At 65.7% G+C, this 22287-nt stretch carries 25 protein-coding genes; 10 read left to right on the top strand and 15 right to left on the bottom strand.

Annotation, left to right across the window (positions count from 1 at the left end; translation table 11 throughout):
- Positions 1–6: 6 nt before the first annotated feature.
- The 3 genes from ACAG21_RS10360 to ACAG21_RS10350 all read right to left on the bottom strand — a co-directional run bounded on the left by ACAG21_RS10360 (position 7) and on the right by ACAG21_RS10350 (position 1974).
- Positions 7–888: a TIGR03854 family LLM class F420-dependent oxidoreductase gene (locus ACAG21_RS10360; RefSeq protein WP_370495949.1), complete on the bottom strand. Its 882-nt coding sequence runs from the start codon at positions 886–888 to the stop codon at positions 7–9.
- 101 nt (positions 889–989) lie between these two features.
- A complete protein-coding gene (locus tag ACAG21_RS10355; protein ID WP_370495948.1) occupies positions 990–1412 on the bottom strand; it encodes a nuclear transport factor 2 family protein in 423 nt (140 codons plus the stop codon).
- A gap of 4 nt (positions 1413–1416) precedes the next feature.
- Entirely contained in the window at positions 1417–1974 is a 558-nt protein-coding gene (locus tag ACAG21_RS10350; RefSeq protein WP_370495947.1) for a TetR family transcriptional regulator, read from the bottom strand.
- 86 nt (positions 1975–2060) lie between these two features.
- Between ACAG21_RS10350 and ACAG21_RS10345 the strand changes: the two genes are divergently transcribed.
- Together ACAG21_RS10345 and ACAG21_RS10340 are read left to right on the top strand one after the other, a co-directional pair.
- Positions 2061–2468 carry a hypothetical protein gene (locus tag ACAG21_RS10345; RefSeq protein WP_370495946.1) on the top strand — a complete coding sequence of 136 codons (408 nt, stop codon included), beginning with the start codon at positions 2061–2063 and terminating at the stop codon, positions 2466–2468.
- Positions 2465–3982: an FAD-dependent oxidoreductase gene (locus ACAG21_RS10340; protein ID WP_370495945.1), complete on the top strand. Its 1518-nt coding sequence runs from the start codon at positions 2465–2467 to the stop codon at positions 3980–3982. Before ACAG21_RS10345 ends, ACAG21_RS10340 begins: the two co-directional genes overlap by 4 nt.
- On the opposite strand, the gene ACAG21_RS10335 is transcribed toward ACAG21_RS10340, so the two are convergent.
- Positions 3931–4968, bottom strand: coding sequence for a ketopantoate reductase family protein (locus ACAG21_RS10335; protein WP_370495944.1), 1038 nt, complete (start codon positions 4966–4968; stop codon positions 3931–3933). The two genes, ACAG21_RS10340 and ACAG21_RS10335, sit on opposite strands and share 52 nt — an antisense overlap.
- Positions 4969–5121: 153 nt before the next feature.
- Positions 5122–6543: a secretion protein EspB gene (locus ACAG21_RS10330; RefSeq protein ID WP_370495942.1), complete on the bottom strand. Its 1422-nt coding sequence runs from the start codon at positions 6541–6543 to the stop codon at positions 5122–5124.
- A gap of 65 nt (positions 6544–6608) precedes the next feature.
- Between ACAG21_RS10330 and ACAG21_RS10325 the strand changes: the two genes are divergently transcribed.
- Positions 6609–7178 carry a helix-turn-helix domain-containing protein gene (locus tag ACAG21_RS10325; protein ID WP_370495941.1) on the top strand — a complete coding sequence of 190 codons (570 nt, stop codon included), beginning with the start codon at positions 6609–6611 and terminating at the stop codon, positions 7176–7178.
- Between the two features lie 113 nt (positions 7179–7291).
- Positions 7292–8623, top strand: a complete 1332-nt coding sequence (locus ACAG21_RS10320; protein ID WP_370495940.1) for a cytochrome P450 — start codon at positions 7292–7294, stop codon at positions 8621–8623.
- Here the strand turns inward: ACAG21_RS10320 and ACAG21_RS10315 are convergent.
- Positions 8598–9101, bottom strand: coding sequence for a hypothetical protein (locus ACAG21_RS10315; protein WP_370496296.1), 504 nt, complete (start codon positions 9099–9101; stop codon positions 8598–8600). The two genes, ACAG21_RS10320 and ACAG21_RS10315, sit on opposite strands and share 26 nt — an antisense overlap.
- Before the next feature lie 556 nt (positions 9102–9657).
- On the opposite strand from ACAG21_RS10315, the gene ACAG21_RS10310 reads away from it, so the two are divergent.
- From ACAG21_RS10310 to ACAG21_RS10295, 4 genes are read left to right on the top strand one after another with little or no spacing between them, the layout of a single operon-like run.
- Positions 9658–10260 carry a TetR/AcrR family transcriptional regulator gene (locus ACAG21_RS10310; protein ID WP_370495939.1) on the top strand — a complete coding sequence of 201 codons (603 nt, stop codon included), beginning with the start codon at positions 9658–9660 and terminating at the stop codon, positions 10258–10260.
- Positions 10253–11830: a flavin-containing monooxygenase gene (locus ACAG21_RS10305; protein ID WP_370495937.1), complete on the top strand. Its 1578-nt coding sequence runs from the start codon at positions 10253–10255 to the stop codon at positions 11828–11830. Before ACAG21_RS10310 ends, ACAG21_RS10305 begins: the two co-directional genes overlap by 8 nt.
- The gene (locus ACAG21_RS10300; RefSeq protein ID WP_370495936.1) at positions 11827–12654 is read left to right on the top strand and encodes a mycofactocin-coupled SDR family oxidoreductase; all 828 of its coding nucleotides are present in this window, start codon (positions 11827–11829) and stop codon (positions 12652–12654) included. The genes ACAG21_RS10305 and ACAG21_RS10300 overlap by 4 nt, the downstream gene beginning before the upstream one ends.
- Before the next feature lie 29 nt (positions 12655–12683).
- On the top strand, positions 12684–13103 hold the full coding sequence (locus ACAG21_RS10295) for a hypothetical protein (RefSeq protein ID WP_370495935.1): 420 nt from the start codon (positions 12684–12686) through the stop codon (positions 13101–13103).
- On the opposite strand, the gene ACAG21_RS10290 is transcribed toward ACAG21_RS10295, so the two are convergent.
- The 8 genes from ACAG21_RS10290 to ACAG21_RS10255 form a co-directional block, all read right to left on the bottom strand.
- Positions 13081–13401 (bottom strand): DUF1330 domain-containing protein, encoded by a 321-nt coding sequence (locus ACAG21_RS10290; RefSeq protein WP_370495933.1) that lies wholly within the window; start codon positions 13399–13401, stop codon positions 13081–13083. The two genes, ACAG21_RS10295 and ACAG21_RS10290, sit on opposite strands and share 23 nt — an antisense overlap.
- A 61-nt stretch (positions 13402–13462) precedes the next feature.
- Complete coding sequence (gene cax, locus ACAG21_RS10285) at positions 13463–14545, bottom strand: calcium/proton exchanger (protein WP_370495932.1); 1083 nt, start codon at positions 14543–14545, stop codon at positions 13463–13465.
- A 149-nt stretch (positions 14546–14694) separates the two neighbouring features.
- On the bottom strand, positions 14695–15549 hold the full coding sequence (locus ACAG21_RS10280; RefSeq protein WP_370495931.1) for a transglutaminase family protein: 855 nt from the start codon (positions 15547–15549) through the stop codon (positions 14695–14697).
- 188 nt (positions 15550–15737) lie between these two features.
- A complete protein-coding gene (locus ACAG21_RS10275; protein ID WP_370495930.1) occupies positions 15738–17255 on the bottom strand; it encodes a SulP family inorganic anion transporter in 1518 nt (505 codons plus the stop codon).
- Positions 17252–17611, bottom strand: a complete 360-nt coding sequence (locus ACAG21_RS10270) for a hypothetical protein (RefSeq protein WP_370495929.1) — start codon at positions 17609–17611, stop codon at positions 17252–17254. Before ACAG21_RS10270 ends, ACAG21_RS10275 begins: the two co-directional genes overlap by 4 nt.
- On the bottom strand, positions 17608–18411 hold the full coding sequence (locus ACAG21_RS10265; protein WP_370495928.1) for an ABC transporter ATP-binding protein: 804 nt from the start codon (positions 18409–18411) through the stop codon (positions 17608–17610). Before ACAG21_RS10265 ends, ACAG21_RS10270 begins: the two co-directional genes overlap by 4 nt.
- The gene (locus tag ACAG21_RS10260; protein WP_370496295.1) at positions 18408–19286 is read right to left on the bottom strand and encodes an ABC transporter permease; all 879 of its coding nucleotides are present in this window, start codon (positions 19284–19286) and stop codon (positions 18408–18410) included. The genes ACAG21_RS10265 and ACAG21_RS10260 overlap by 4 nt, the downstream gene beginning before the upstream one ends.
- A 45-nt stretch (positions 19287–19331) precedes the next feature.
- The gene (locus ACAG21_RS10255; RefSeq protein WP_370495927.1) at positions 19332–20813 is read right to left on the bottom strand and encodes an ABC transporter substrate-binding protein; all 1482 of its coding nucleotides are present in this window, start codon (positions 20811–20813) and stop codon (positions 19332–19334) included.
- A gap of 263 nt (positions 20814–21076) precedes the next feature.
- Between ACAG21_RS10255 and ACAG21_RS10250 the strand changes: the two genes are divergently transcribed.
- Both ACAG21_RS10250 and ACAG21_RS10245 read left to right on the top strand, forming a co-directional pair.
- Positions 21077–21451, top strand: a complete 375-nt coding sequence (locus tag ACAG21_RS10250; RefSeq protein ID WP_370496293.1) for a YidH family protein — start codon at positions 21077–21079, stop codon at positions 21449–21451.
- Entirely contained in the window at positions 21448–21792 is a 345-nt protein-coding gene (locus ACAG21_RS10245; protein WP_370495926.1) for a DUF202 domain-containing protein, read from the top strand. The genes ACAG21_RS10250 and ACAG21_RS10245 overlap by 4 nt, the downstream gene beginning before the upstream one ends.
- Before the next feature lie 12 nt (positions 21793–21804).
- Here ACAG21_RS10245 and ACAG21_RS10240 read toward each other — a convergent pair.
- Positions 21805–22287, bottom strand: a 483-nt coding sequence (locus ACAG21_RS10240) for a toprim domain-containing protein (RefSeq protein WP_370495924.1), incomplete at its 5' end; no start/stop codon positions are given.

Genomic DNA, 22287 nt, shown 5'->3' with positions numbered 1-22287 from the left:
GCGATTTCAGTTCTGCCGGCCCGCTAGCTCGGCGACGAATCGATCGACGAAGCCCTCCACCGACCATGCGCCGGCGGGACGAATGACGAATTTCGTCAACCCCGCATCCAGATAGCCGTCGAGTTGGCGGTGCAGCTGATCCCACTGCGTTGCGATCAGGTCGGCGGGATCGACGTCGGGACGACGCCGGCGAGCCGCCGCGACCAACTCCGGCGACAACTCGCCATCGGCCACACCCAATGAGATGCCGAAGTGATCTGGCTCGATCTGGCGGCCCGCCTGCTCGGCGGCCCGCTCGATCGCTTCGCGTCCCGCCCGCGCCTCGGCGGGGGTGAGAAAGCTGCCCAACCAGCCATCCGCCAGGGTACCGATGCGGCGATATGCCGCCGGCGCCGAACCGCCCAACCAAATGTCCAGTGGTGGAACCGGTTTCGGCATGATCGCCGCCCCGCTGACGGTGAAGTACTGGCCGTGATAGCTCGCCGGGTTGTCGGACAGCGCCCAGCGCAGCACCCGCAGTGACTCGTCGAATACCGCCGCGCGCTCTCCGTCCGGGACCGCGAACAGCTCACGCTCGGCCGGAATCGCCGAGCGCAGCCCGAAGACCGGAAGAACCCGCTTGGGCGCGATAGCCGCCAACGATGCGAGTTGTTTGGCCACCAGCACCGGATGGCGGCCCGGCAGCACCGCGACCGAAGTGCCCACCTTCAGCTCAGTGGTGCGGGCGAGCGCATAGGCCATCCCCACCATCGGATCCACCGTGGGGGCATAGACAAGTTCGGAGAACCACAGCGAGTCGACGCCGCTGCTCTCCACATGATCGACAATGCCGGCGAGTTGATCCGGCGGACTGTCCGCGCCAAGTCCGACCCCGAAGCGAATCTTCACCCGCGCCTCCCTGCGCTCTTGGCCCACATGCGTATCGCAACGCGGCGACGCCGCGGTTTGTGCCCTCACCGGGCCTCGGCGGTCCTGAGATAACGCCGCTGTCAGGCGGTGGCAAACTTCTCGGCCAGCTGGACAGCCTCCTGTTGGATCCGCCCGAACTGGGCGGCCATCGCCTCGGACAGCGCCGTCGCACCGGACAGCGGACGCACCATCACCATGAAGTCGTCGATCAGGCCGTCCTCGTCGAAATGCAGGAAGTCGCAGCCGGTGATCTTGACGCCGGGCACGCCGCGAAGGCCGGTCTCGAAGATCAGCGCATGGTCGCGGCCGTCAGCGCCCGCGATCTCGCGGACGTAGTGGAAGTCCTCGAAGATCCGCAGCACGCCCCGCAGAATCGCCGCCGTGATCGGCTTGCCGACATAGGGCTTGAACGCCACCGGGCTGGTGAAGACCACGTTGTCGGACAGCAATGCCTGGATGGCTGCCTCGTCGCGGTCTTCGACCGCCCTCCGGAAGGGATGCATCAGATCATGGTGCCGGATTCACCAGGTAATGCACGAACACGGGTCGCAGCCATTCGATGAGCCTGGTGTCGTCCATGCCGGCCAGCGACGGCATGCACAGTATGTAGCGGGCTGTCGCGAGGCCGAGAAGTTGCGATCCCAGCAGGGCGGCGCGCTCGGGAGCGCGATCGGGGACCACCGCCGATAGCGCCGGGGCGACCTGATCGACGAACATCGCGAGCAGCGCGTCCGCGGCGGTGCGGTTGGTCGCCGCCGCGCGCAGCAGTGGCAGCAGCGGCCCGTCCGGTCCCCAGACGCCGATGAATAGCGGCAGCAGCAGATCGGCGATGCGCTCGGGGGCAATGCCAGTGAGGTCGGGAAACTTGACGTCGAATCGGGAGGCGGCCGCGAAAAGCTCTGCCTTGCTGCCGAAGTAGTGCATGACGAGCGCCGGATCGACCCCCGCCTCCGACGCCACCGATCGGATGGTGGTTCGTTCGAAACCGTGGTTCCCGAATTGCGAACGCGCCGTCGTCAGGATCGTCGATCGGGTGGCCTCTGCATCGCGGGTTCTGGGCGCCATGGGGAAAGTGTATTCAACAACTGTTGACATAGCACGCGCCCCGGCCTAACGTTTGACTTCAACAACTGTTGAACGGGGGTGCGGCCATGGCCGTCACAGCAATACAGATCGGACTCGATCCCGACCTCATCGACTACTCCTCACCCGACTTCGCGCAATTCCCAGGCCTGACGCGGGAGAAGCTGCGCGCCGCAAACAACGACAACGTGACCGCCCTGCGCGACGCGGGCTACGAAGTCGACAACTGCCTGATCGACTTCGGCGATGCCGGTGCCGACAAAGCCCGCGCCTGGCTCGAGGCCAAGCGGTACGACGCCGTGCTCATCGGTGCCGGCGTGCGGTTGATCGCCAACAACACGCTGCTGTTCGAGTCGATCGTCAACGCCGCACACATCACGGCGCCCGGCTGCCGCTTCGTCTTCAATCGCGCAGCCGTTGCGACGCCCGACGACATCCGCCGCTGGTACCCGCACCCGGAAGCAGTGGCGCGATGACCGTCCACCAGGTCGATGTGCTCGTCGTCGGCGCCGGACCGACTGGACTGACCGCCGCCGGTGATCTCGCTCGCGCAGGCCGTTCGGTCACCGTGCTGGAGCGGTGGCCCACGATCAACCCGTCCAGCCGGGCCTTCGCCACGATGGCCCGCACGCTGGAGGTCCTCGACGCCCGGGGGGTCGCCGCGGATCTCCTCGCGCGTTCGCATCAGGCACCGGGCGTCACGATTTTCGGCGGTGCCCGCATCGACCTCACCCACCTCGACTCGGCGTATCAATTCGCGATGATCACGCCGCAGACCAATGTCGACCGGGCGCTGGCCGACTACGCCGTCGCGCAGGGCGCCGAGGTTCAACGGGGTGTCGAAGTCATCGGCCTCGAGCAGGACGATGACGGCGTAACGGTGACCGTGCGACCGCACGGCGACGATGAAGGTCCGCATATCCGTTGGCGGGCAAAGTATTTGATCGGTGCCGACGGCGCACACAGCACGGTGCGCACATTGGTCGATGCGGACTTTCCCGGGCGCACGATCCTGTCGTCGATCGTCCTCGCCGACGTATTGCTCGCACACGGGCCCGCCGGGCGCGGCCTGACGCTGGGCAGTACTCGCAACGAGTTCGCGTTTCTGGCCCCCTACGACGATCGCGATGCCGGTGGTGCGTGGTACCGCGCGATGGTCTGGGATCGCAAGAATCAGCAACCCGACAACGTGCCCGTCGACTCATCCGAGATCGGCGGCATCCTGGCCCGGGCGATAGAACCCGACCCTGGCTTGCTCGACGTGGGCTGGAAGTCCCGATTCCATTGCGACGAACGCCAAGTCGCGCAGTATCGGCATGGACGAGTGTTCCTGGCCGGCGACGCGGCACACGTGCACTCCCCGATGGGCGGTCAGGGCATGAACACCGGCATCCAGGACGCGGCCAACCTCGCGTGGAAGATCGACGCGGTGCTCGCCGGCGCGGACGACGCCGTGCTGGATACCTACCACGAGGAGCGCCATCCGATCGGCAAACGAGTCCTGTTGCAGTCCGGCTTGATGGCCCGCGGCATCAAGCTCCGCCAGCCGGTCGCACGCGCGATGCGAAACCTATTGGCGCCCAAGGTTCTTAGCATTCCACGCGTGCGTGACGCGATCGCCGGGAGCTTCGCCGGAACCACGTTGCGGTATCCACGCCAGAAAGGCGAAAGTTCGTTGGTGGGCAGCCGCGCCACGCAGATTCCGTTGCGGCACGGCAGGCTCACCGAGCTGCAACGCCTACCCGGGTTCGTCTTCATTCGCGAGCGGGGTGCGGACCCGGTCGACGCTGCCGGACTCGCACAGGTCGAGCGGGCCGACGACGGGCCTGCGGTATTGGTGCGCCCCGACGGCTACATCGCCTGGGCGGGTTCCTCGGCCGACCGGACCGCGGGCGCCGAGGCGCTCGCCCGTTGGACGGGCCGTGAACTAGTTGGCCGTCAGTCGATTCCGGCGACCCCCACCAGTTCTGCCAGCTGCTCGGCCGAATAGAGTCCGGGGCCCTGGCCGCGCAGCACCGTGGCCCGGGCCGCGCGGGCTATGGCGGCGTTCAACGGCGCTTCGATCCCGTGCTGATGAGCGAGCCGAACGATCTCGCCGTTGAGGAAGTCGGTCTCCAGGTTGCCGGTCTGGCGGCTCAGCGATTGCCAGGTGGAATTGCTCGGTCCGCTGTTCGATCCGGGCACCGGCCGTATCATCGGCCCGTCTGCCCGGGTGGCCGTCGAGACCTCGAACGAGATGGATTCGATTCCCGCATGCCGCAATACGTTTTCGCCTTCGCGCCGCAGCGCGGCCACCACCTCGCCGGCCGCGTCGACGGTGAGTGCGCCCACGGCGTTGCCGAGGTTGCTCAGCAGCTTGTTGTACTTCCAAGGGGCGACGTCGTCGGGCGTGCGGACCCGGATCCCCGCCGCGGTCCAGCATTCCGCAAGGGCCGCCAGTAGGTCGGTGTCCTGCTGCGTGCGCAACGTCGCGGGCCACCGCGCGATGTGGAACTGCCCGACCACCGGCCACGCTCGCACGATGACCACACCCGGTTCGAGGTGCACGGCCGGCAGCCACACGCAGATTCCGAATACCCGGCGAAAGTAGCGCAGCGCTTTCTCTTCTGCGGCAACGCCGTTGAGCGCGGTCATCGCCGGCAGTCGCTCACCCGCGGTGCCACCGCCCGCGCCATGGACGGGTTGGTCGACCCATTCCTGCAGTGCCGCATCGAGTTGCTGGGTCTTGGTGGCGAACACCAGGACATCACCGTCGGTCAACCGAATGTCCTCGGGTCGTCGCGCCGTGCTGACCACGGTAGGGAAAGTGCCGTCGGGCGTCTTGAGGGTGATGCCCTCGGCGGCCAAGACCTCGGCATGCCGGCCGCGCGCGACCAACACCGTGGGGATACCGGCGCGGGCCAGCACCCCACCCACGGTGCCACCGATCGCGCCGGCGCCGACGATCACGTATCGGCGGTCGACTTCCGCAGACAATTGGCCCCCCCCTTCCGTCGGCTCCCTGTTTTCCTGCGCGAGGTTACGTCGGCTTGCTGGGAGCCGGGTGAGCATACGAGAGCGGGCCTCCGCCGGAGGTTGTTGGCACCCCGCGACCAACAACCTCTGAAGAAGGCCCGCTCCCTCTTTCCCTCAGTGGTCTGCAGCATCCTTCGGTCGGCGGCGGCCGAGGATGGCCTCGGTCCAGGCGCGGTTCTCGCAGTAGATCGACGCGTCGGCCTGCCGGCGTTTGCCCTTGCCGGCCTGTTGTCCGTGACCATGCGCCCCTAACGGCGGCACGCCCATGCCGCCTGCGCCCACCGCGCCTCCCCCACCCGGCATCCCGCGGCCCAGTGCGGTGGGCGGAAGTGCTGCCGGCGCCGGCCGGAGGCCCCCTCCTCCTTCGGCCGGCGCCTGCAGTGGCATCGAGGGGACCGATCGCAGCGGCGGTATGCCGGCGCCACCGGACGACGCGGGTTTCACGCCTGCCGGTTTCGACGGGTCCGGCACCGTGGTCGGTGCACTGCCCAGGGTCGCGCCGGTCGGCGTCGCGGCCGTTCCAGCAGACGGCATGCCACCCAGCTCCGGCAGGGTCTCGCCCTGCGGAAGGTCCCCGTAGGGAGATTCGGGATAGGGCGTTTCGGTGCCAGGACCGGCGTCGTAGGCCCCGGGGTCGATCGGCGGCACGACGGCACAGGCTGCGGGAGCCATCGGCGGACTGATCGGCGGCAGCGGCAAGGCGGCCCGCTGCTGGTATTCGGACAGCACCTGTTCGGACTTCTCCTGCAGCGCCGCGTACTCCTCTTCCAGCACGGGCTTGAGGTCCGACCACTGCATCTTCCAGGGATAGGTGGTCTGCCACTGATACCAGAGGTAGTCGAGGTCCTCGACCTGCTGCACCGTGGGATGCTCCGGAAGTGCCCAGCCCTGCGTCGATACGACACCACGAGCCTGGGTCGCCATCAGCCCGCACAGATCCGCCATTTGGTACAGCCACGCTCGCTGCTGGTCGAAATTCGCCTCGACCGCGTAGCGCGCGTCGCCTTCCCAGGATTCGAAGGGCCGGAATCGATACGCGGCCTCCAACAGCGCCCGCTGATACGCGGTCCACGCATCGGCGAAGCTGGTGAACGCCACGCCCTGATCGGGTTCGCCGATCTCCTGGGCCGCCTCTTTGACGTCGCGGTACGGCGCTGTTTCGCCCGCTGCCGCGATCTGTGTGTCGGACAGCGGTGGCGGCGCGATGCTTTTCATCTGGGTCCCGGTCGTCGCCGCCGACACGGACTCATCGCCGCTGTCGACGGCTGCCGCGGCACTGGTATCGACCTCTTCATAGGCCTTGGCGGCATTGCGCAGGGATGCGGCCAGAGCTTCCCACTCTCGTTGGCCGGCTTCCAGGTAGATCCGCATGTTGTCGGCGGACAGTGCGAGTTGAGCCGCGGCTGTGATCACCATCGGTAGGACGCACGGGGCCTGGGGGTTGTCGGTGGGCAGGCCCGGGATCGGGGCCTGCAGCTCGTCGGCTCGGGCCGTCAGCTCCTCGTACTCCACGTTCAGCGTCTGCGGCTGTGTCATGGCAGATGGTCCCCTCGGAGTTTCGCTTTGGTGTAGTCAAGTGACTACGATGATAGTGTAGACATATGACTACACGCGGCGCAAGCCCCGATGCAGCTCCCGTTCCGACCGGCCGTGCGGAGGTGACAGCCGCGATCCTGGACAGCGCGGCAGAGATGTTCGCCGAGCGTGGACCCGGGGCTGCGTCGATTCGCGACATCGCAGCCAGGGCCCACGTCAACCACGGCTTGGTGTTTCGCCATTTCGGGACAAAAGAGAAACTCGTCGCTGCCGTGCTCGATCACCTGGCCGCGAAACTGGCCACCCTGACCGACGGCGAGGCGACCCCGGAGGAGAGGGAGGCGGCCACCTCGATCCACTTGCGGGTCATCGCGCGCGCCCTGCTCGACGGGTTTCCTGCGGGCAAACTGCAGTCCAGCTTTCCCGCCGCCGCCCGGCTGCTCGAAGGCATTCGACCCGAGCACGAGAGCGAAGAGAGCGCCCGGCTCGGCGCTTCACACGCGATCGCCCTGCTGCTGGGTTGGCAGTTGTTCGAGCCGTTCGTGCGCGCGGCCACCGGACTGCAGGATCTGTCTCGCGAGGAGTTGCGCGAATCGATGTTCGCCGAGATGGCCAGGCTGGCCGAACCACACTGAGGCCCGCGGCACCGTCGTCTCGAGATTCGGCAACGGGGGATGCTCGGTAGGCTGAGTGGGCGTCGAAAGCCCCGAGGAGGCGCCGATGTTCCGCACCGTTTGGGCGAGTTGACATGAGTCAGACAACGCCGGCCGCGACCGATCGGCTCGCGCAGCTGCCGCTACCACCTGGCCCACGGGTGCCCGGCGTGGTGCAGACCGCACTGTTCTCCCATCGGGATCGCATCACGCCGTGGCTGCGCAAGCACTACGGCGACGTCATCGCGGTCTCCGTCCTGGGCCGGCCATCCGTCCTGGTGTGCAGTCCGGAGCTCAATCGGTCCGTGCTGAGCGGCGAGCCGACGACCTTCCACGCGGGCGAAGGAAGAATTCAGGGGATTCGGAACGTGATGGGCGAGGGCTCGGTGGTCACCACCGACGAAGCCGCTCACCAACGGCTACGCAAACTGCTGGTGCCACCCTTCAACGGCGCCGCGCTGCGCGGCTACCGGGACATGATGAACGAGCTGGCCGCCCGGGAAATGAGCCGGTGGCCGGTCGGCACCCCGTTCGCCGCGCAGCCGCGGATGAACGCCGTGACGCTGGAGATGATGCTGCGCGTGGTCTTGGGCCTGCGGGAGGGGCCCCAACTGGATGCGCTTCGTGTCCCGTTCTCGCGACTCGTCTCCGCATCCATGGCCGTATACGCCGGCGAGGTGGTCCCGCAGTTGCAGCGGTTCGGGCCCTGGAAGCGATTCCGTCAACTGCGGGAGCGCATCGACGAGGCGCTCTACGCGGAGATCCGCGAGCGCCGCAGCGCCGGCAACACCTCCGAACGCGGTGACGTGCTATCCCAATTGATCGCCACGCAAGTAGACGGAGACCGGCTCTCCGATGCCGAGCTGCGCGACCAGATGGTGACCCTGCTGCTGGCCGGCCACGAAACCACCGCCATCACGCTGTCGTGGACCCTGCACGACCTCGCGCATGATCAAGCGCTGCAGGACAAGGCCATTGCGGCCGTCGACACCGGCGACGACAAATACTTCGAGGCGGTGATCAAAGAGTCGATGCGGCTGCATCCCGTGTTCTACGCCGTCGCACGACGCCTGACCCACGACATCGAACTGGGCGGCTACCGCGTCCCCGCCGGATACACCGTTTTCGCTGGTATCGGCCCGGTCCAGTCCGACCCCGGACAGCACGCCGATCCGCACGCCTTCCGGCCCGAACGGTTCTTCGACGGCTCTGCCACCGCCTGGAACTGGTTGCCGTTCGGCGCCGGTGTACGCCGTTGTCTCGGTGGCGGGTTCGCGATGATGGAATCCACCGCGATTCTTCGTGAGGTCCTGCTCAACTTCCGCCTCACACCCGGCCGCAACCGGCCCGAGACAGCCCGCGCGCGTCACGTCGTCTACATCCCTTCCCACGGCGCCCGCATCATCGCGCAACGGCGCGCGAAATAGGCTGTCCAAGTAGCGAATTGATCATCGATCCGCCATCGTTGTCGACCTGCGTAGTGGCATTGTCGTTCTGCCGGAAGTCGATGAAGGCCGACTGGCCAGTCGAGGTATTCAGCAGCTCGTTGAACGTGCCGATGACAGGAATCGGCCCCTGCGGACCTGACACGTCCGCGGTGTAGTTGATAAATGCCTCTTGCTGAAATTTGTTGCCCTGCACCGCTCTCGTGATCGGCGCGTCCAAGTTCTTGACGTTGCTCAAGCCGGCCGCCGGCGTGCCGGTCAACTGGTTGATGTCAGCCTGCAGCATGCCGACGAGATCGGCTCCTCCGGCGGGTTTGACCGCCACCTGCAACTGCGCGCTGGAATCGTTGTTGGACAGCGCCACCCAGTTGGGACCGCGATCCGCGATCGTCCAACCTGGAGCCGGTGTGATCGAGACGCCACTCACGATGGCGACCGAGTCGATCGAAGCCAGCCGCACCGACTGCCTGTTGCCGGTAGCAATCATGACGACCCCCGCGGCCACGACACCGGCGATGACGAGCATCCACAACCGCCGCCCGAGTCCGCGGGCCTGGTAATGCACGCTGGGGGACGACGTGGTCATGCTCTCGCTCCTGACGCTAGTTGGGCGATTGCTTAACTCGCCCTTTGAACTTCAGCGTCGTCCGACGGTGCGGAGCTTGTCCAAGATCGGGTTGCTATGGCTCGATACAAGCCGGTTATGAAGCCTTTACGCGGCGGTGGCGGGGGCAGCCGATACGGCGGTTACCTCGCAGTGCACATGGCCGCAGCTACCACAGCACACCTCGTATTTGAGTTTGTTGTCGCCGAGTTCGAGGAACCGGTACTCAGCGAACGCCGCGCACCGCGGACACCGCGTGCGACCGTGCTCAACCATAGTCATCTCGGCCCCCTTCTCATGTATAGCTTTGTGAAAATACCCGCTCGCTACCTGGTCAAACCATCGATTTTCGGCGCTCGTCCGATTTGCCGACCTATTGACCGTATTGAACACATATCGATAATGTGTTCAAGTGCCCGTCGATGCCGCGCGAGACACGAAGCCGGTGCCGAACGCGTTGTTGACCGCCGCCTCCGACACGCTGCGCCAGCTCGGGCCAAGACGCTTCAGCCTGACGGCGGTGGCCGAAGCCGCCGGCGTATCGCGCGGCACCGTTCACAATCTGTTGGGCACCCGCGACGACGCGATTGCCACCGCACTGAATCAATTGGCCGCCGGGTTCATCGACACCATGGCCGTCGCGATCGCCGAGGAAGCCACCCTGACCAAGCAGGCGGCCGCGGTCGCGGTGCTGATATGTGCGCATCGTCAACGCTCGCAATCGATACCGCGCGGCCTGGATCGCGGCATCCTGGTCCTGCTGTTGGATCACGGCGGCGACGAGTTGATGCGTCGCGCGATCGAATTGTGGAAGCCCTTGGTGCAAGCCGCTCAGCGCAACGGAGAGGTCGGTCCGACGGTCGACGCGGCGCGCGCTAGCGAGTGGATCGTGCGAATGTTGTTCAGTTTCGAGCTGATTCCTCCGATCGCGGTGAACCTCGACAATCCCCGTGCCGTGCGCCGGTACGTCTGCGAGCACATCGTCGCCGGCCTGACCGGGGCCGACCGTGGCTGAACCTGACTACGAAGTGGCGATCATCGGCGCCGGGCCGGGCGGGATTGCCGCAGCAAAGTTGTTGTGCGACAAGGGTATCAACGACTTCGTCATTTTGGAGCGCGGGCCCGACTTCGGCGGCACCTGGCGGGACAACCACTACCCCGGTCTGGCTGTCGACATCCCGGTGCTCTGGTACCAGTTGTCCTTCGCGCCCAACCCCAACTGGACGCGGTTCTTCGCGCCGGGACCGGAGATCTACCAGTATCTGCGCGACACCGCGGCGCGCTTCAAGCTCTACAAGCATCTGCACGCCAATGCCGAAGTCATCCAACAGAAATGGGATGCAGCAGGTGGCCGGTGGCACCTTTCGATCAAGGATCAGCCGCCGGTGTCGGCACGCTTCGTGATCAACTCGGTGGGCGGCTATGTCAACGCCAAGGACGTCACCGGCATCGACGGCGTCGACGACTTCACCGGCACCATCCTGCGGCCCAATGCCTGGGACGACGGCTATGACACTGCGGGCAAACGCATCGCCATCATCGGCACCGGTTCCAGTGGAGTCCAGATTGCCGGCGCTCTGTCGAACCAGGCCGCCAGTCTCGTGGTTTATCAGCGCACTCCAGCGTGGGTGTTGCCCAAGGTCGACTTCGACATCGCGCCCTGGATGCGCCGGCTGTTGCGGCTGCCCGGCGTGGTCGGTGCCGTCAATGCCATGGGGCGGGCAAGCATGGACGCCTTCATGCTCGTGCCGCTGATGCATCTGCTGCCGCTGCTGCCCGGGCGGGTACTCACCCGCCTCATGCCGGTCTACGACGCCTGGTGCCGACTGCTGTACCGGTTGCTGCTACGCGCAGTGGTCGAGGATCCGCGGACGCGCCGCGCGCTGGTACCCCGCTATGGCCTGCTCGCCAAGCGTCCGGTCATCTCCAGCAGCTTCCTGCCCGTGTTCAACCACGTGGGTACGCAGTTGGTCACCACCCCGATCGAGCGCATCACCCGTACCGGCATCCGCACCACCGACGGCACCGATCGCCCCGCTGATCTGATCGTGTTGGCCACCGGCTACGAGCTGTGGACCGATCCTGAGACGTATCGTCCCGGAACGGTTCTGGGAGACAACGGCTTTGACCTTGCGCAGTATTACCGCGCCCAGGGGTTGCGCAGCTATTCGGGGACGGCGCATCCGCGGCTGCCCAACCGGTGGGAGATCGTCGGACCGCTGGGCTTCGTCGGATTCGCCTGGCCCGACTTCGTCGAGACGATGGCGGCCCACGCCGTGCGTATGATCGACGAGGTACGACAGCGCGGCGCGACTTCCGTCGCGGTCAGCCAATCCGCGTTCGACCGCTGGAACGAGCGGATGCACCGGCAGGGCAGGGCCGTTCACCTCTACCTGACGGCCTGCAACCCGGGCCTTTCCACCTACTTTGTGAACTCTCAGCGCGACACCGTCTACCACCGCCCGCAGACGATCACCGCTTCGCGGCGGTTCAGCCGGCGATCGCCGTTGACGGACTACGAGTTTCGCACCCAACCCACCATCGAGCCGCAACCGGCACCGCCAGCAGAGGAGCTATCGGCATGACCGAAACCGCCACCCCGCTAGTCGGAAAAGTCGCCTTCGTGACCGGAGCGGCCCGCGGACAGGGTCGCTCACACTGCGTCCGGTTGGCCCGAGCCGGAGCCGACGTTGTCGCGATCGACGCGTGTGCGCCGGTCGCCGAGCACAACGGCTATCCCCCGGCCACACCCGAAGACCTCGCTGAGACGGTCAACCTGGTCGAGAGTGAGGGCCGCAAGATCCTTGCCGAGGAGGTCGACGTTCGCGACCTGGCCGGCCAGCAGCGCGTCGTGTCGAATGCGATCGAACAGTTCGGACGGCTCGACATCGTTGTGGCCAATGCCGGGGTGCTGAATTGGGGCCGGGTGTGGGAGATTTCGGCCCAACAGTGGCAGGAAACGCTCGACACCAATCTCACCGGGCTGTGGAACACCATGAAGTCCGCGGTGCCGGCAATGATCGACGCCGGTAATGGCGGATCGATCATCAACATCAGCTCCGCCGCGGGAATCAAGGCCGTGCCGGGCTGCGGACATTACTGCGCAACCAAATTCGGTGTCGTCGGCCTCACCAACTCGCTGGCGGTCGAACTCGGCGAGTTCGGCATCCGCGTCAACTCGGTGCACCCCTATGGCACCGACACCCCGATGGGCAACGACCTATCGATGTACCAGGTCTTTCAAGACCACCCGCACTACATCCACAGCTTCTCGCCGGGCGCACTGCCTACCGAGTCGCTGGCTGCCCCGGACCTGATCTCCGACATCGTCGTCTGGCTGGCCAGCGACGCGTCGTCGTTGGTCACCGCCGCCCAGATCCCGGCCGACAAGGGCTATCTCAAGATCTGAGGATCTGCGGCCACGTTAGCGTGGTCGACATGCGTTTGAAGTGGGTACTGGCGTTGGTCTGCCTGCTGCTGGTCTGCCTGCTGTTGGTGGCGGAGTGCTCGACGAGCCCGGATGTGGAGGCCCACGATTCCGACAACGGTGGGCATGTCACGATCCACAAGGGCGACATTTTCGACATCGTCTTGGCCGACGACTACCAAACGTCGCATTGCCAATGGCGCGAAGAGGGTTCACCCGATACGGCGATCCTCAAATACCTCGGGTCCCGATATCAGTGGGATACCAAAGCGCCCACCGCGCCCGGCATTCATACCAGCAGATACATGGCCGCGGGCGCCGGCACGGTCCATGTCGCGCTCGTGCAGGAAGACAATGCGCACCATGTCGCGAGGCGTTATGGGCTGGATGTGACTGTGCAGAAAAGGATCATCGATTTAGGAGCGGCCTGAGGTCGTCGAGACGGTCGAACAGGTGCCAGACGTAGTTCGACGATCCGTCCTCGCGATGCGGATGTAGATCGGCGAGTTCCGGGTCGCTGCAGTAATTGTCGAAGGCTTCCCGCGATTCCCACTCCACGAGGATCAGCACCTGACGCGGTTCGATGTCGCCGAGAACCGCCTCCTGAAATTTTCCGAGCGCAACGACGCGACCACCGTGCTTGGCAACCTCGGCAGGGGACCGTCGTGAGTAGGCGCGGTACTCGTCGGCGTCGGCGATGTCGAAGAGGTTCAAGGCGTAGACGCTCATGTCAAAGACGTTACGTGCGCCAGCGATTCGCCGCTACGAGCCGCTGCCAAGCAGACGCGGGTCAACCCCACCAGAACGCTGCGGCAATGATCCCGTAGAGGACGACGAGGGTGGCGCCTTCGAGCCACGTCGATTCGCCGTCGAACGAGATGAACGCGGTGAGGATGACGGCGAGCAGCAACGCCACGACCAACATCGGGCTGAAGACCAAGGTCAGCCCGGCCATGCCGGTGGCCTGCGAGATGAGCACCAACGCTGGCCCCAGCACCAGCGAGATCTGCAGTGGCGAATTGAGGACGACCGAGAACGCGTACGCGGATTGCCCTTTGGCGGCAAGCTGGATGCCGACGAAGTTCTCCACCGCGTTGCCGGCGATCGCGACCACGACCAAACCCGCGAACACCTCGGAGATGTTGAGTGCGTGCATGGCCGGTTGCAGCGCGTCGACGAACCACTCCGACACGAAAGCCGCCAGTACCCCGGCGCCGGCGAGCATGCCGATCGCGAGCCAGACCGGCCAGCGCGGGTGCTCGTGGATTCCGGTCGGCTGGGCCTCGTCGTCGTGGCGGCGTAGCGAGGCCGGCAGGGACAGCAGGAACAGGCCCAGCAGCAGCACCGAAACGACGATCGACAGGGCGTCCTCGTGGTGGGAGGCCGGGGTGTGGATCCAGTAAGCCACCGATGGGATCGACAACGCCGTTACCGACAGCAACATCAGCACCGTCACGGTGCGTGCGCGGTTCGATCCGAGTTGCTGAGTTCCGTGACGCAGTCCGCCCGCCACGAAAGCGAGACCCAACACGAGCAGCAGGTTGGCCAAGATGGATCCGACCAAAGCCGCGCGGACCACGTCGACCAGGCCGTGCCGCAGGCTGAACAGGCAGATGAACAGCTCGGGAAGATTGCCGAGCGCCGATTGAAGCACCCCGGTGGCGCCGGCTCCAAAGCGGTCGCCGAGCTGATCCACGCTGTGGCCGACGAGTGCTGCGAGCACACCCACCGCCGCGGCGGCGACCAGGAAGGTCAGCACCGAGTTCCAGCCGCCGAAGTGGGCGAACCCGGCGCACAGCACCAACACCGCCGACAGGATCAACAGGATTCGATCGGACCGGACCAAGACGGGCGTGGCGGCGGCGTCCGGCATGGATCAACCTTAGTGCCAGCCGACACCGCGCCGCGACGCGGCAATGATGGCGGTGGGCAGGGTGCCACTTCAGCGCCGCCGGCAACGTTGGCCAGGTGGTCCGGATGGTCGCACGCACGGCGCGATAGCTAGCGCGAGTAGGGCGGTTCCTACCCCAGGCTGACGAGCTGCTCGACGGAGTCCTTCGGCAATTCACCGTCGACGACGGCGGTGACGGTCATGCTTTGCAGGTTGATGGCACCGCCATGGTTGTCCAGGAACGCGGTGTCGGCGGCATCACGGCCCGTGGCAATACGGACCATGGACTGGCGCGGCGCCAGGCAGGTGGCGTCGACGACCTGCCAGACCCCGTCGATCAACGCCTCGGCCACGGCATGAAAATCCATCGGCTGGCAGCCCGGCGCGTACACCGCGACCAGCCGGGCCGGGACGTGGACCGCGCGCAGCAGCGCGATCACCAGGTGGGCATAGTCGCGGCATACGCCCGCACCCGCGAGCAAGGTATCGGCGGCCCCGTCGATCGGATCACTAGAGCCGGGAACATAATTCAGCCGGGTACCGACCCACGACGAGACCTTCTCGAGCAGGGTCACCGAGGTGCCGTACTGCTGGAATTCGGTTGCGGCGAAACCGAAGAACTTGTCGGCTTCGGCATATCTGCTCGGGCGCAGATAGGTGATGGCCTCTATGTCGGTGACGGGTTCGGGGTCCGCGTGACCGACGACCGTCGCCTCGTACGACGCGGTGACTGTTCCCTTGTCGGCGGGCAAGACATGGATTCGGGTCTGATGCGCGCCGATGATCTCGCGCGGTTCAACGGTCTTGCCGTTGTGCTTGATGGTCAGCGATTCGCTCACCTCCAGGCCCGGTTGACGACTCACCGCGATCTGGAAATCCAGCACCGTGGGCTCGGTCACCTCGACTGCCAATTCCGCGCCGACGCTGCGGCGAAAGCCGGTCGTGCTGCTGTCCTCTGTCACGCCGCGGCGTCTCCATGCGGGCATACGATCAAGCCTCTCTTCAAAAGCGAGCCGAATCCCGCGCGCTTCTTGGCAGGGCTTTCGTTTACGCACTTTCTACCGCACAACGCCTCCGACCGCTCGTCGGCAGCCAGCGACTCAAGGCGCCTAAAGCCGGTGGTCGCCACGACGGGCAGGTCAAGACGCGACCACAAACGAGATGGCGATCTCGATCAGACACCCAGTCGGCCGGACAGCCGGTTGAGGCGCTCGAGACTGGCGCCGTCCAGACCGCTGATCCGTACGGTCTTGCCGCGCACCTGGTATTTATTCCGGATGGCGTCGAGAGTGGCGACCGCGGAGGCGTCCCATATGTCGGTGTCGGACATGTCGATGAGGACGTCCTTGGGATCGTTCACATAGTCGAATTGATGCACGAGATCGTTGCTGGAGGCGAAGAACAGTTCGCCTCGCACCCGGTAGATGCGGGTTCCGGAGTCGTCCGCCGTATGGGGGCCGTCGGATTCCACGATCGTGAGGTGGGCGACGCGGCGGGCGAACGCCACCATGGCGGTGAGCACGCCCAGCGTCACCCCGATGGCCAGATTTCCGGTGGCCACCGTCGCCGCCACGGTAATGATCATGGTGACGGTTTCACTGCGCGGCAACACTTGCAGCGTGCGCGGCGCCACGCTGTGCCAATCGAACGTGGCGGCGGAGACGACGATCATGACGGCGGCCAGCGCGACCATGGGAATCCGCCCAACCAGGTCGCCCAGGGACACGATCAGTAGCAACAGGAATGCTCCGGTCGCCAACGTCGAGACCCGGGTGCGCCCGCCGGCGACCTTGACGTTCATCATGGTCTGGCCGACGACGGCGCAGCCGCCCATGCCGCCGAAGACGCCGGTGATCATGTTGGCCAAGCCCTGGCCGCACGCTTCGCGGGTCTTGTTCGACGGAGTCTCGGTCATGTCGTCGACAAGTTTGGCCGTCATCAGCGATTCCAGCAGTCCCACCAACGCCACGCCTATCGCGTAGGGACCTATGAGCTGCAGCGTCCGCCACGTCAACGGCACCTGCGGGATCGACGGTGACGGCAGTGAATGAGGCAGTGCGCCTTGGGATCCGACGTCGGGAACGTGCCAACCGAAGATCACCACCGTCGCCGTCAACACCAACACCACCACCAGCGGCGGCGGGACGGCGGTAGTCAGTTTCGGCAGCGCGACCATGATCGCGATGCCGGCGGTGGCGAGCGGATACACCAGCCATGGAACGCCCACCAAGTGCCGTAGCTGCGAGACGAACACCAAGATGGCGAGCGCGTTGACGAATCCGATCATCACGCTGCGTGGGATGAACCGCATCAGCCTCGCGACTGCGGCCAGGCCCAGGAGCACCTGGATGACGCCGGCCAGCACGATCGTCGCGATCAAATAGTTGACCCCGTGCTCGTGGCCGATCGGCGCGACGACGAGGGCCACGGCGGCGGTTGCCGCGGAGATCAATGCGGGCCGGCCACCCGCCACTGCGATGGTCAGGGCCATAGTGACCGAAGAGAACAGGCCGACTCGCGGGTCGACTCCGGCGATCACCGAAAAGGCGATCGCTTCCGGGATCAGCGCCAGCGCCACCACCAATCCGGCGAGTGCTTCGGTGCGCAACCGTGCGGGGCTGCGCAGCGCGCCAAGCACGGAGTTGTCTATACCCGGCGCAGCCGTGCGGGTGCCCGAGGTTTTCGGACTCATGAGCACGGAAACCGCTTTTCCAGTGCCTCGAGAAGTTGGCGGACTTCTCGCATCCGGGCTTGCAACCACAGCATCTGATCGGGAGGGCACGGGGCAGCGCGCCCGCGTCCGCCGAGTCCCGCGGTTGCTGCCAGTTCGGCATGCTCTGCCCGCAACAGGTCGGCGAATAGACGTGCCTGCGCCACGTCGGCGTAATGCCTGGGGGCCGTGGGGCACTGGTGGCTCGTCGACCGGAGGCCCTCGCCGGGAGGGTACGGGATATGTTCGCGCACCGAGACGTAGGGCACGTGGTAGCGACCACGGTGCGCGTTGGCGCTGAGATCTCGCGGTGTCCTCAGGTCACTTTCTGTCGTCACTGTCCGTCACCACCCGCGTTGTGGTGGCACGCCGGCGCCGGCCCTTCCGCTCGGTCCTGCGGGTCGTGCCCCAGAAATCGCAGGATGTCGTAACGGCGGCGTTGATAGGCTTCGGTGAATTGTGCTGCCGGAGAACGTGGTTCGTCCATCGTGATGATATCCGCGACGGTCGCGGGCCGGTGGCTCAGCAATACGATGCGGTCGGCGAGCAACAGAGCCTCGTCCACGTCGTGGGTGACGAACAGGATGGTCATCTTCTGCTGCTCCCACACCGTCATCAACAACCGCTGCATGTCCAGCCGAGTCTGAGCGTCCAGCGCACCGAACGGTTCGTCCATCAGCATCACCTTCGGCTCACACGCCAGGGTGCGGGCGAGTTGAACGCGCTGTCGCATACCCCCCGACAGCTGGCTGGGCAGATGATCGGCATAGGCTCCCAGACCCACCTGGTCCAGCCGGTCTTGCGCCGCAACCCTTGCATCCTTGCCACGGATGCCGCGCAGCCGAATCGGGTACATCACGTTCTTGAGCGCATTGCGCCACGGGAGCAGCGCATCCTCCTGAAAGACCATCGCGCACTGCGCTGCATTCCCCGTCACGGCTGCTCCGTCGACGGTGGCGTGCCCACTCAGCGGGGCGAGAAGCCCTGCCAGTGCTCGCAGGATCGTCGACTTGCCGCAGCCTGAGGGACCAAGAAAGACGACGACTTCACCGGGGTTGATGTCCAGGGTGACGTCGGCCGCGACAACTCCGTTGAACCCGAGTTTCAGTCCTTCGAGGCGAACCGCGCCGGCGCTCATTGGCCGGCCCGCGGCAGCCAGCGGTTCACTCGGCGGCCGACGCGTTCCACCGCCCAGGCCGTCATCAGACCCAGTGCTCCGATCGAGATCATGCCGACGACCACTCCGGGGTAATCCAGCAGGCCATAGGACTGCCAGGTGTAGTACCCGATGCCGAACTGCCCGGAGATCATTTCTGCGCTCACCACACAAATCCACGCCACCCCCATCGCGACCGACAGGCCCGCGAAGATGCCGGGCAGGGCACCCGGCAAGACCACGTGCCACAACAGCGAAAGTCGGCCTGCTCCCATGGTTTTGGCGGCCTCTTCCCACACCTTGGGCAGTGACTCCATGGCATGGATGGTGCTGACGACGACGGGGAAGAACGCGGCGAAGAAGGTGATGAATACGATGCCCTGCTCGCTGGAGGGAAACAGCAGGATGGTCAGCGGGACCAGGGCGATCGCCGGGATCGGCCGCACGATCTCGATGAACGGCCGCAGCGTCATCCGGGCCGTCTGCGAGCGTCCGATCAGGGTTCCCAGTGCAATGCCGACTACCGCGGCGAGCCCGAACCCGAGCAGAATCCGCTGCAGACTGGCCAGCAGGTCGTCGTAGTAGCCACCGGAGCTGATCCGCGACGCCAGCGCGTCGACCACTTGCGTCGGGGCCGGCATCCGATTGAATCGCAGCCAAGCCACGACGTTGTGAGCGGTGAGCAGCTGCCACAGTGCGACGAAGACGACGATGGGGATCAGCGGCAGCAGCAATGCCGCGACGCGGCGTTGCAGATCCTGCGGGATGCGGCTGGTGATCCGTCGCCTCGGGCGCAGTCGCGACGCCGAACCCGGCAGGGCCGGTACGGCATCGACGGCCACTTGGTAGGGGGTCAGTGTGGTTGTCACAGGGATTCCTTCCTCTTGAGGATCAGTTCTCGGCTATCCCAGCGATCGGGACTGCGCTACGGCTGCCGGGTAGGTGAGCGGTGTGCTGGCCGGGTGCTGCGCGTGGTAGACGTCGGCGGCGGCCTGGGTGGCGAACGGTTTGTACCGCTGCATCGGTGGAGCGTTCGGATCGTCCAGCCACACAGCATGATTCGCGAACAACCTGGTGCCGGTGAGGGTGTCTGGCACGTAGGCGGCCCGCACCGCGGCGGTGGCGGCGACCCGGCGCAGCAGACAGGTCGGCGTCGCCGCGACGGTGGTGGCCCCGACACCCTGGGCCCACAACTCGGATGCCTCCGACGCATCGCTTACGGGCAGCCCGCACAGATTGTCGTATCCCGTGAGCAAGCTCGGGTTGGCGACGTCGGCGCGTCGCCGTTCGTAGTCACCGCCGAACAGCTGCCGCAGATATTCGTCGTCCATGAACGACGCGACGTCGAAATCTTTGCTCACCGATTTCCGGGCGACCAAGAACGTCTTGACCTTGTCGACGGTGAGGACAAACTGGCTCTTCAACGTCATGTCAAAGGACACCAACCCATTAGGGCCGTTGTAGAGGTACACCACCTCAGGCTCGATGCCGGTGAGCTGGCTCACCCGCAACGCGGCGGGCAGCGGATTGGCGACGATGTACTCGGTGGTCGCCTTCATCGCCTGCATGAACGCGGCCATCACCTCACCGTTGGCGGCAGCGAACTGTTTGCGGACGACGACGCCGTGGAAGGTGGGCACGTTGTTGTCGCCGCCGTCGTAGAGCAACCTGCCTTGGTTGCGAAAGATCACCAGCTGCGGCCACGGCACGAACTGCGCCAGCGCGTCGACCTGTCCACCGTCGATCGCCGATGCGCCGATCGACGGATCCTGGTTGACCGTGTGCACGGAGTGTGCGTCGATCCCGTTGTGCTGCAACGCGGTTGAGAACATACCGTCACCGGCCGAACCGAGGCTGGTCGACACCCGTTTGCCGGCGAGGTCGGTTAGTGTTCGGGCCGCGGAACCGGTCGGGACCACTACCTGGTTGAGCGAGCCACGCAGGCTGTAGCCGGTGGTGGCGATCAGTTCGGTTTCCGAATCGCTGTATCTCTTGGTCTTGGATCCGTTGGCGACCAACGGGTAATCGCCCATCGACCCGATGTCGACGTGGGTGGCGATCATCTGCGCGGTGAGGGGTGCGCCGGAGGCGAAGTCCTGCCACACCACCCGGTACTTCTTGCCGGTGGACTTGCCGAGTTGGCCGAGCGCCTTTTCGAAGTCACCACGATCACGCATCAAGGTGCCGGCGTTGACGGTGTTGATGGTCTTGGACTGATAGCCGACGTTGACCACCACAGCGTTCTCGGTGAGCAGGCCGCAGCCGCTGAGCAGCTGCCCGGCGGGCATCACGAGTGCGGCGACCACCACCCGCGCACGCCGCCAACGCGACCATGAGGCCCACCCGGTGCGTCGGCACCGATCGGTCTGTCTTACCTCATCCACGCAATCCAGCGTCGGGGCTGTCTATTACCGCTCGATCACTGGACGTTGCGCCACCGTTACGCCATCTGGCGTTTTCGAGCCGCGAAGGTCACGGTGTCGCGGTTTCGCGTCCGGGCGAGGTTCGCCACGGCATGGCATGGCCGTCTTCGGCGCCGGCAACCGAGCAAATGACACTTGAGTTACGCCACCTCCGCCGCTCTGGCGCCGGACTACGGCCACCGAAAGACTAGATGATTGTGGAATCTACAAGCTCGTCAACCACATTGGACGCCAACGGTGCAGCATCGACCGCCGCCGCTGTCGAACCGGACTATCGATTCACACTGGCAAACGAGCGGACATTTCTGGCATGGCAGCGCACCGCGCTGGGCTTGCTTGCCGCGGCGGTCGGTGTCGTCCAGTTCCTGCCGGAATTGGCCGTCCCGGGGCTGCGGCACATCCTTGGCGGCGCGGTCGGTACCGTGGCGATGCTGACTTCGGCTGCTGGCCTGCATCGTTGGAGTCAGGTCGACCACGCGATGCGCCTTGATCAACCCTTGCCCCGGCCGTCCACTCCGATCTACTTGGCGGTGGCCCTGATCACGGTCGGCCTGGTGACAGTCGCCCTGGCACTGGCCGCGTCCGGCGTCAGCCGATGACCCACTCGGCAGCTACGTCGCCGGACCGCGGCCTGCAGCCCGAACGCACGGCGCTGTCCTGGACGCGTACGTCACTGTCCGTCGTCGCATCCGGGGTGTTGATTGTTCTCAAGGATCACACCGTGACCGACCCGAGCGGGAGCGCTGTCCGACTCGGTATCGGCAGTGCGGCAGCATTACTCGCGCTCACGGTGTTCGCCGTGGGTATCCTCCGGCGCCGCACCCTCGCGGTCCGCCCGCTGTCTCGGCAACTATGCGCTCGCGCCGCGGTACCTATTGTCGCCGTCTTGGTCGTGGCGTTGACGGTCGTCGTGGTCGCCTATCTAGTACTCGGGGTGTGATTCGGAGATCGATCAGACGTCTAGGAAGCGAACGTCTTTGGCGTTGCGGGTGATGAAGCTGCGGCGTGCGTCGACGTCCTCGCCCATCAGGATAGAAAACAGCTCGTCGGCCGCGGCGGCGTCGTCGAGGGTGATCTGGCGCAGCACCCGCACGGTCGGGTCCATCGTGGTCTCCCACAACTCCTTGGCGTCCATCTCGCCCAGACCCTTATAGCGCTGGATCCCGTCGTCTTTGTTGATCTTCTTGCCGGCCTTCTGCCCGGCCTCGAGCAGACCATCCCGCTCACGATCGGAGTAAGCGAACTCCGGCTCGCTGCGCTGCCACTTCAACTTGTACAACGGTGGCTGCGCCAAAAACACATGCCCATGCTCGATCAGCGGGCGCATGAACCGGAACAACAACGTCAGCAACAACGTCGAAATATGCTGGCCGTCCACATCGGCATCAGCCATCAGCACGATCTTGTGATAGCGCAGTTTGGTGATGTCGAACTC

The organism is Mycobacterium sp. pR1184 (assembly GCF_041287235.1).
In the GTDB taxonomy this organism is placed as follows: domain Bacteria; phylum Actinomycetota; class Actinomycetes; order Mycobacteriales; family Mycobacteriaceae; genus Mycobacterium.
This window is presented reverse-complemented; position numbering and strand designations above follow the sequence as displayed.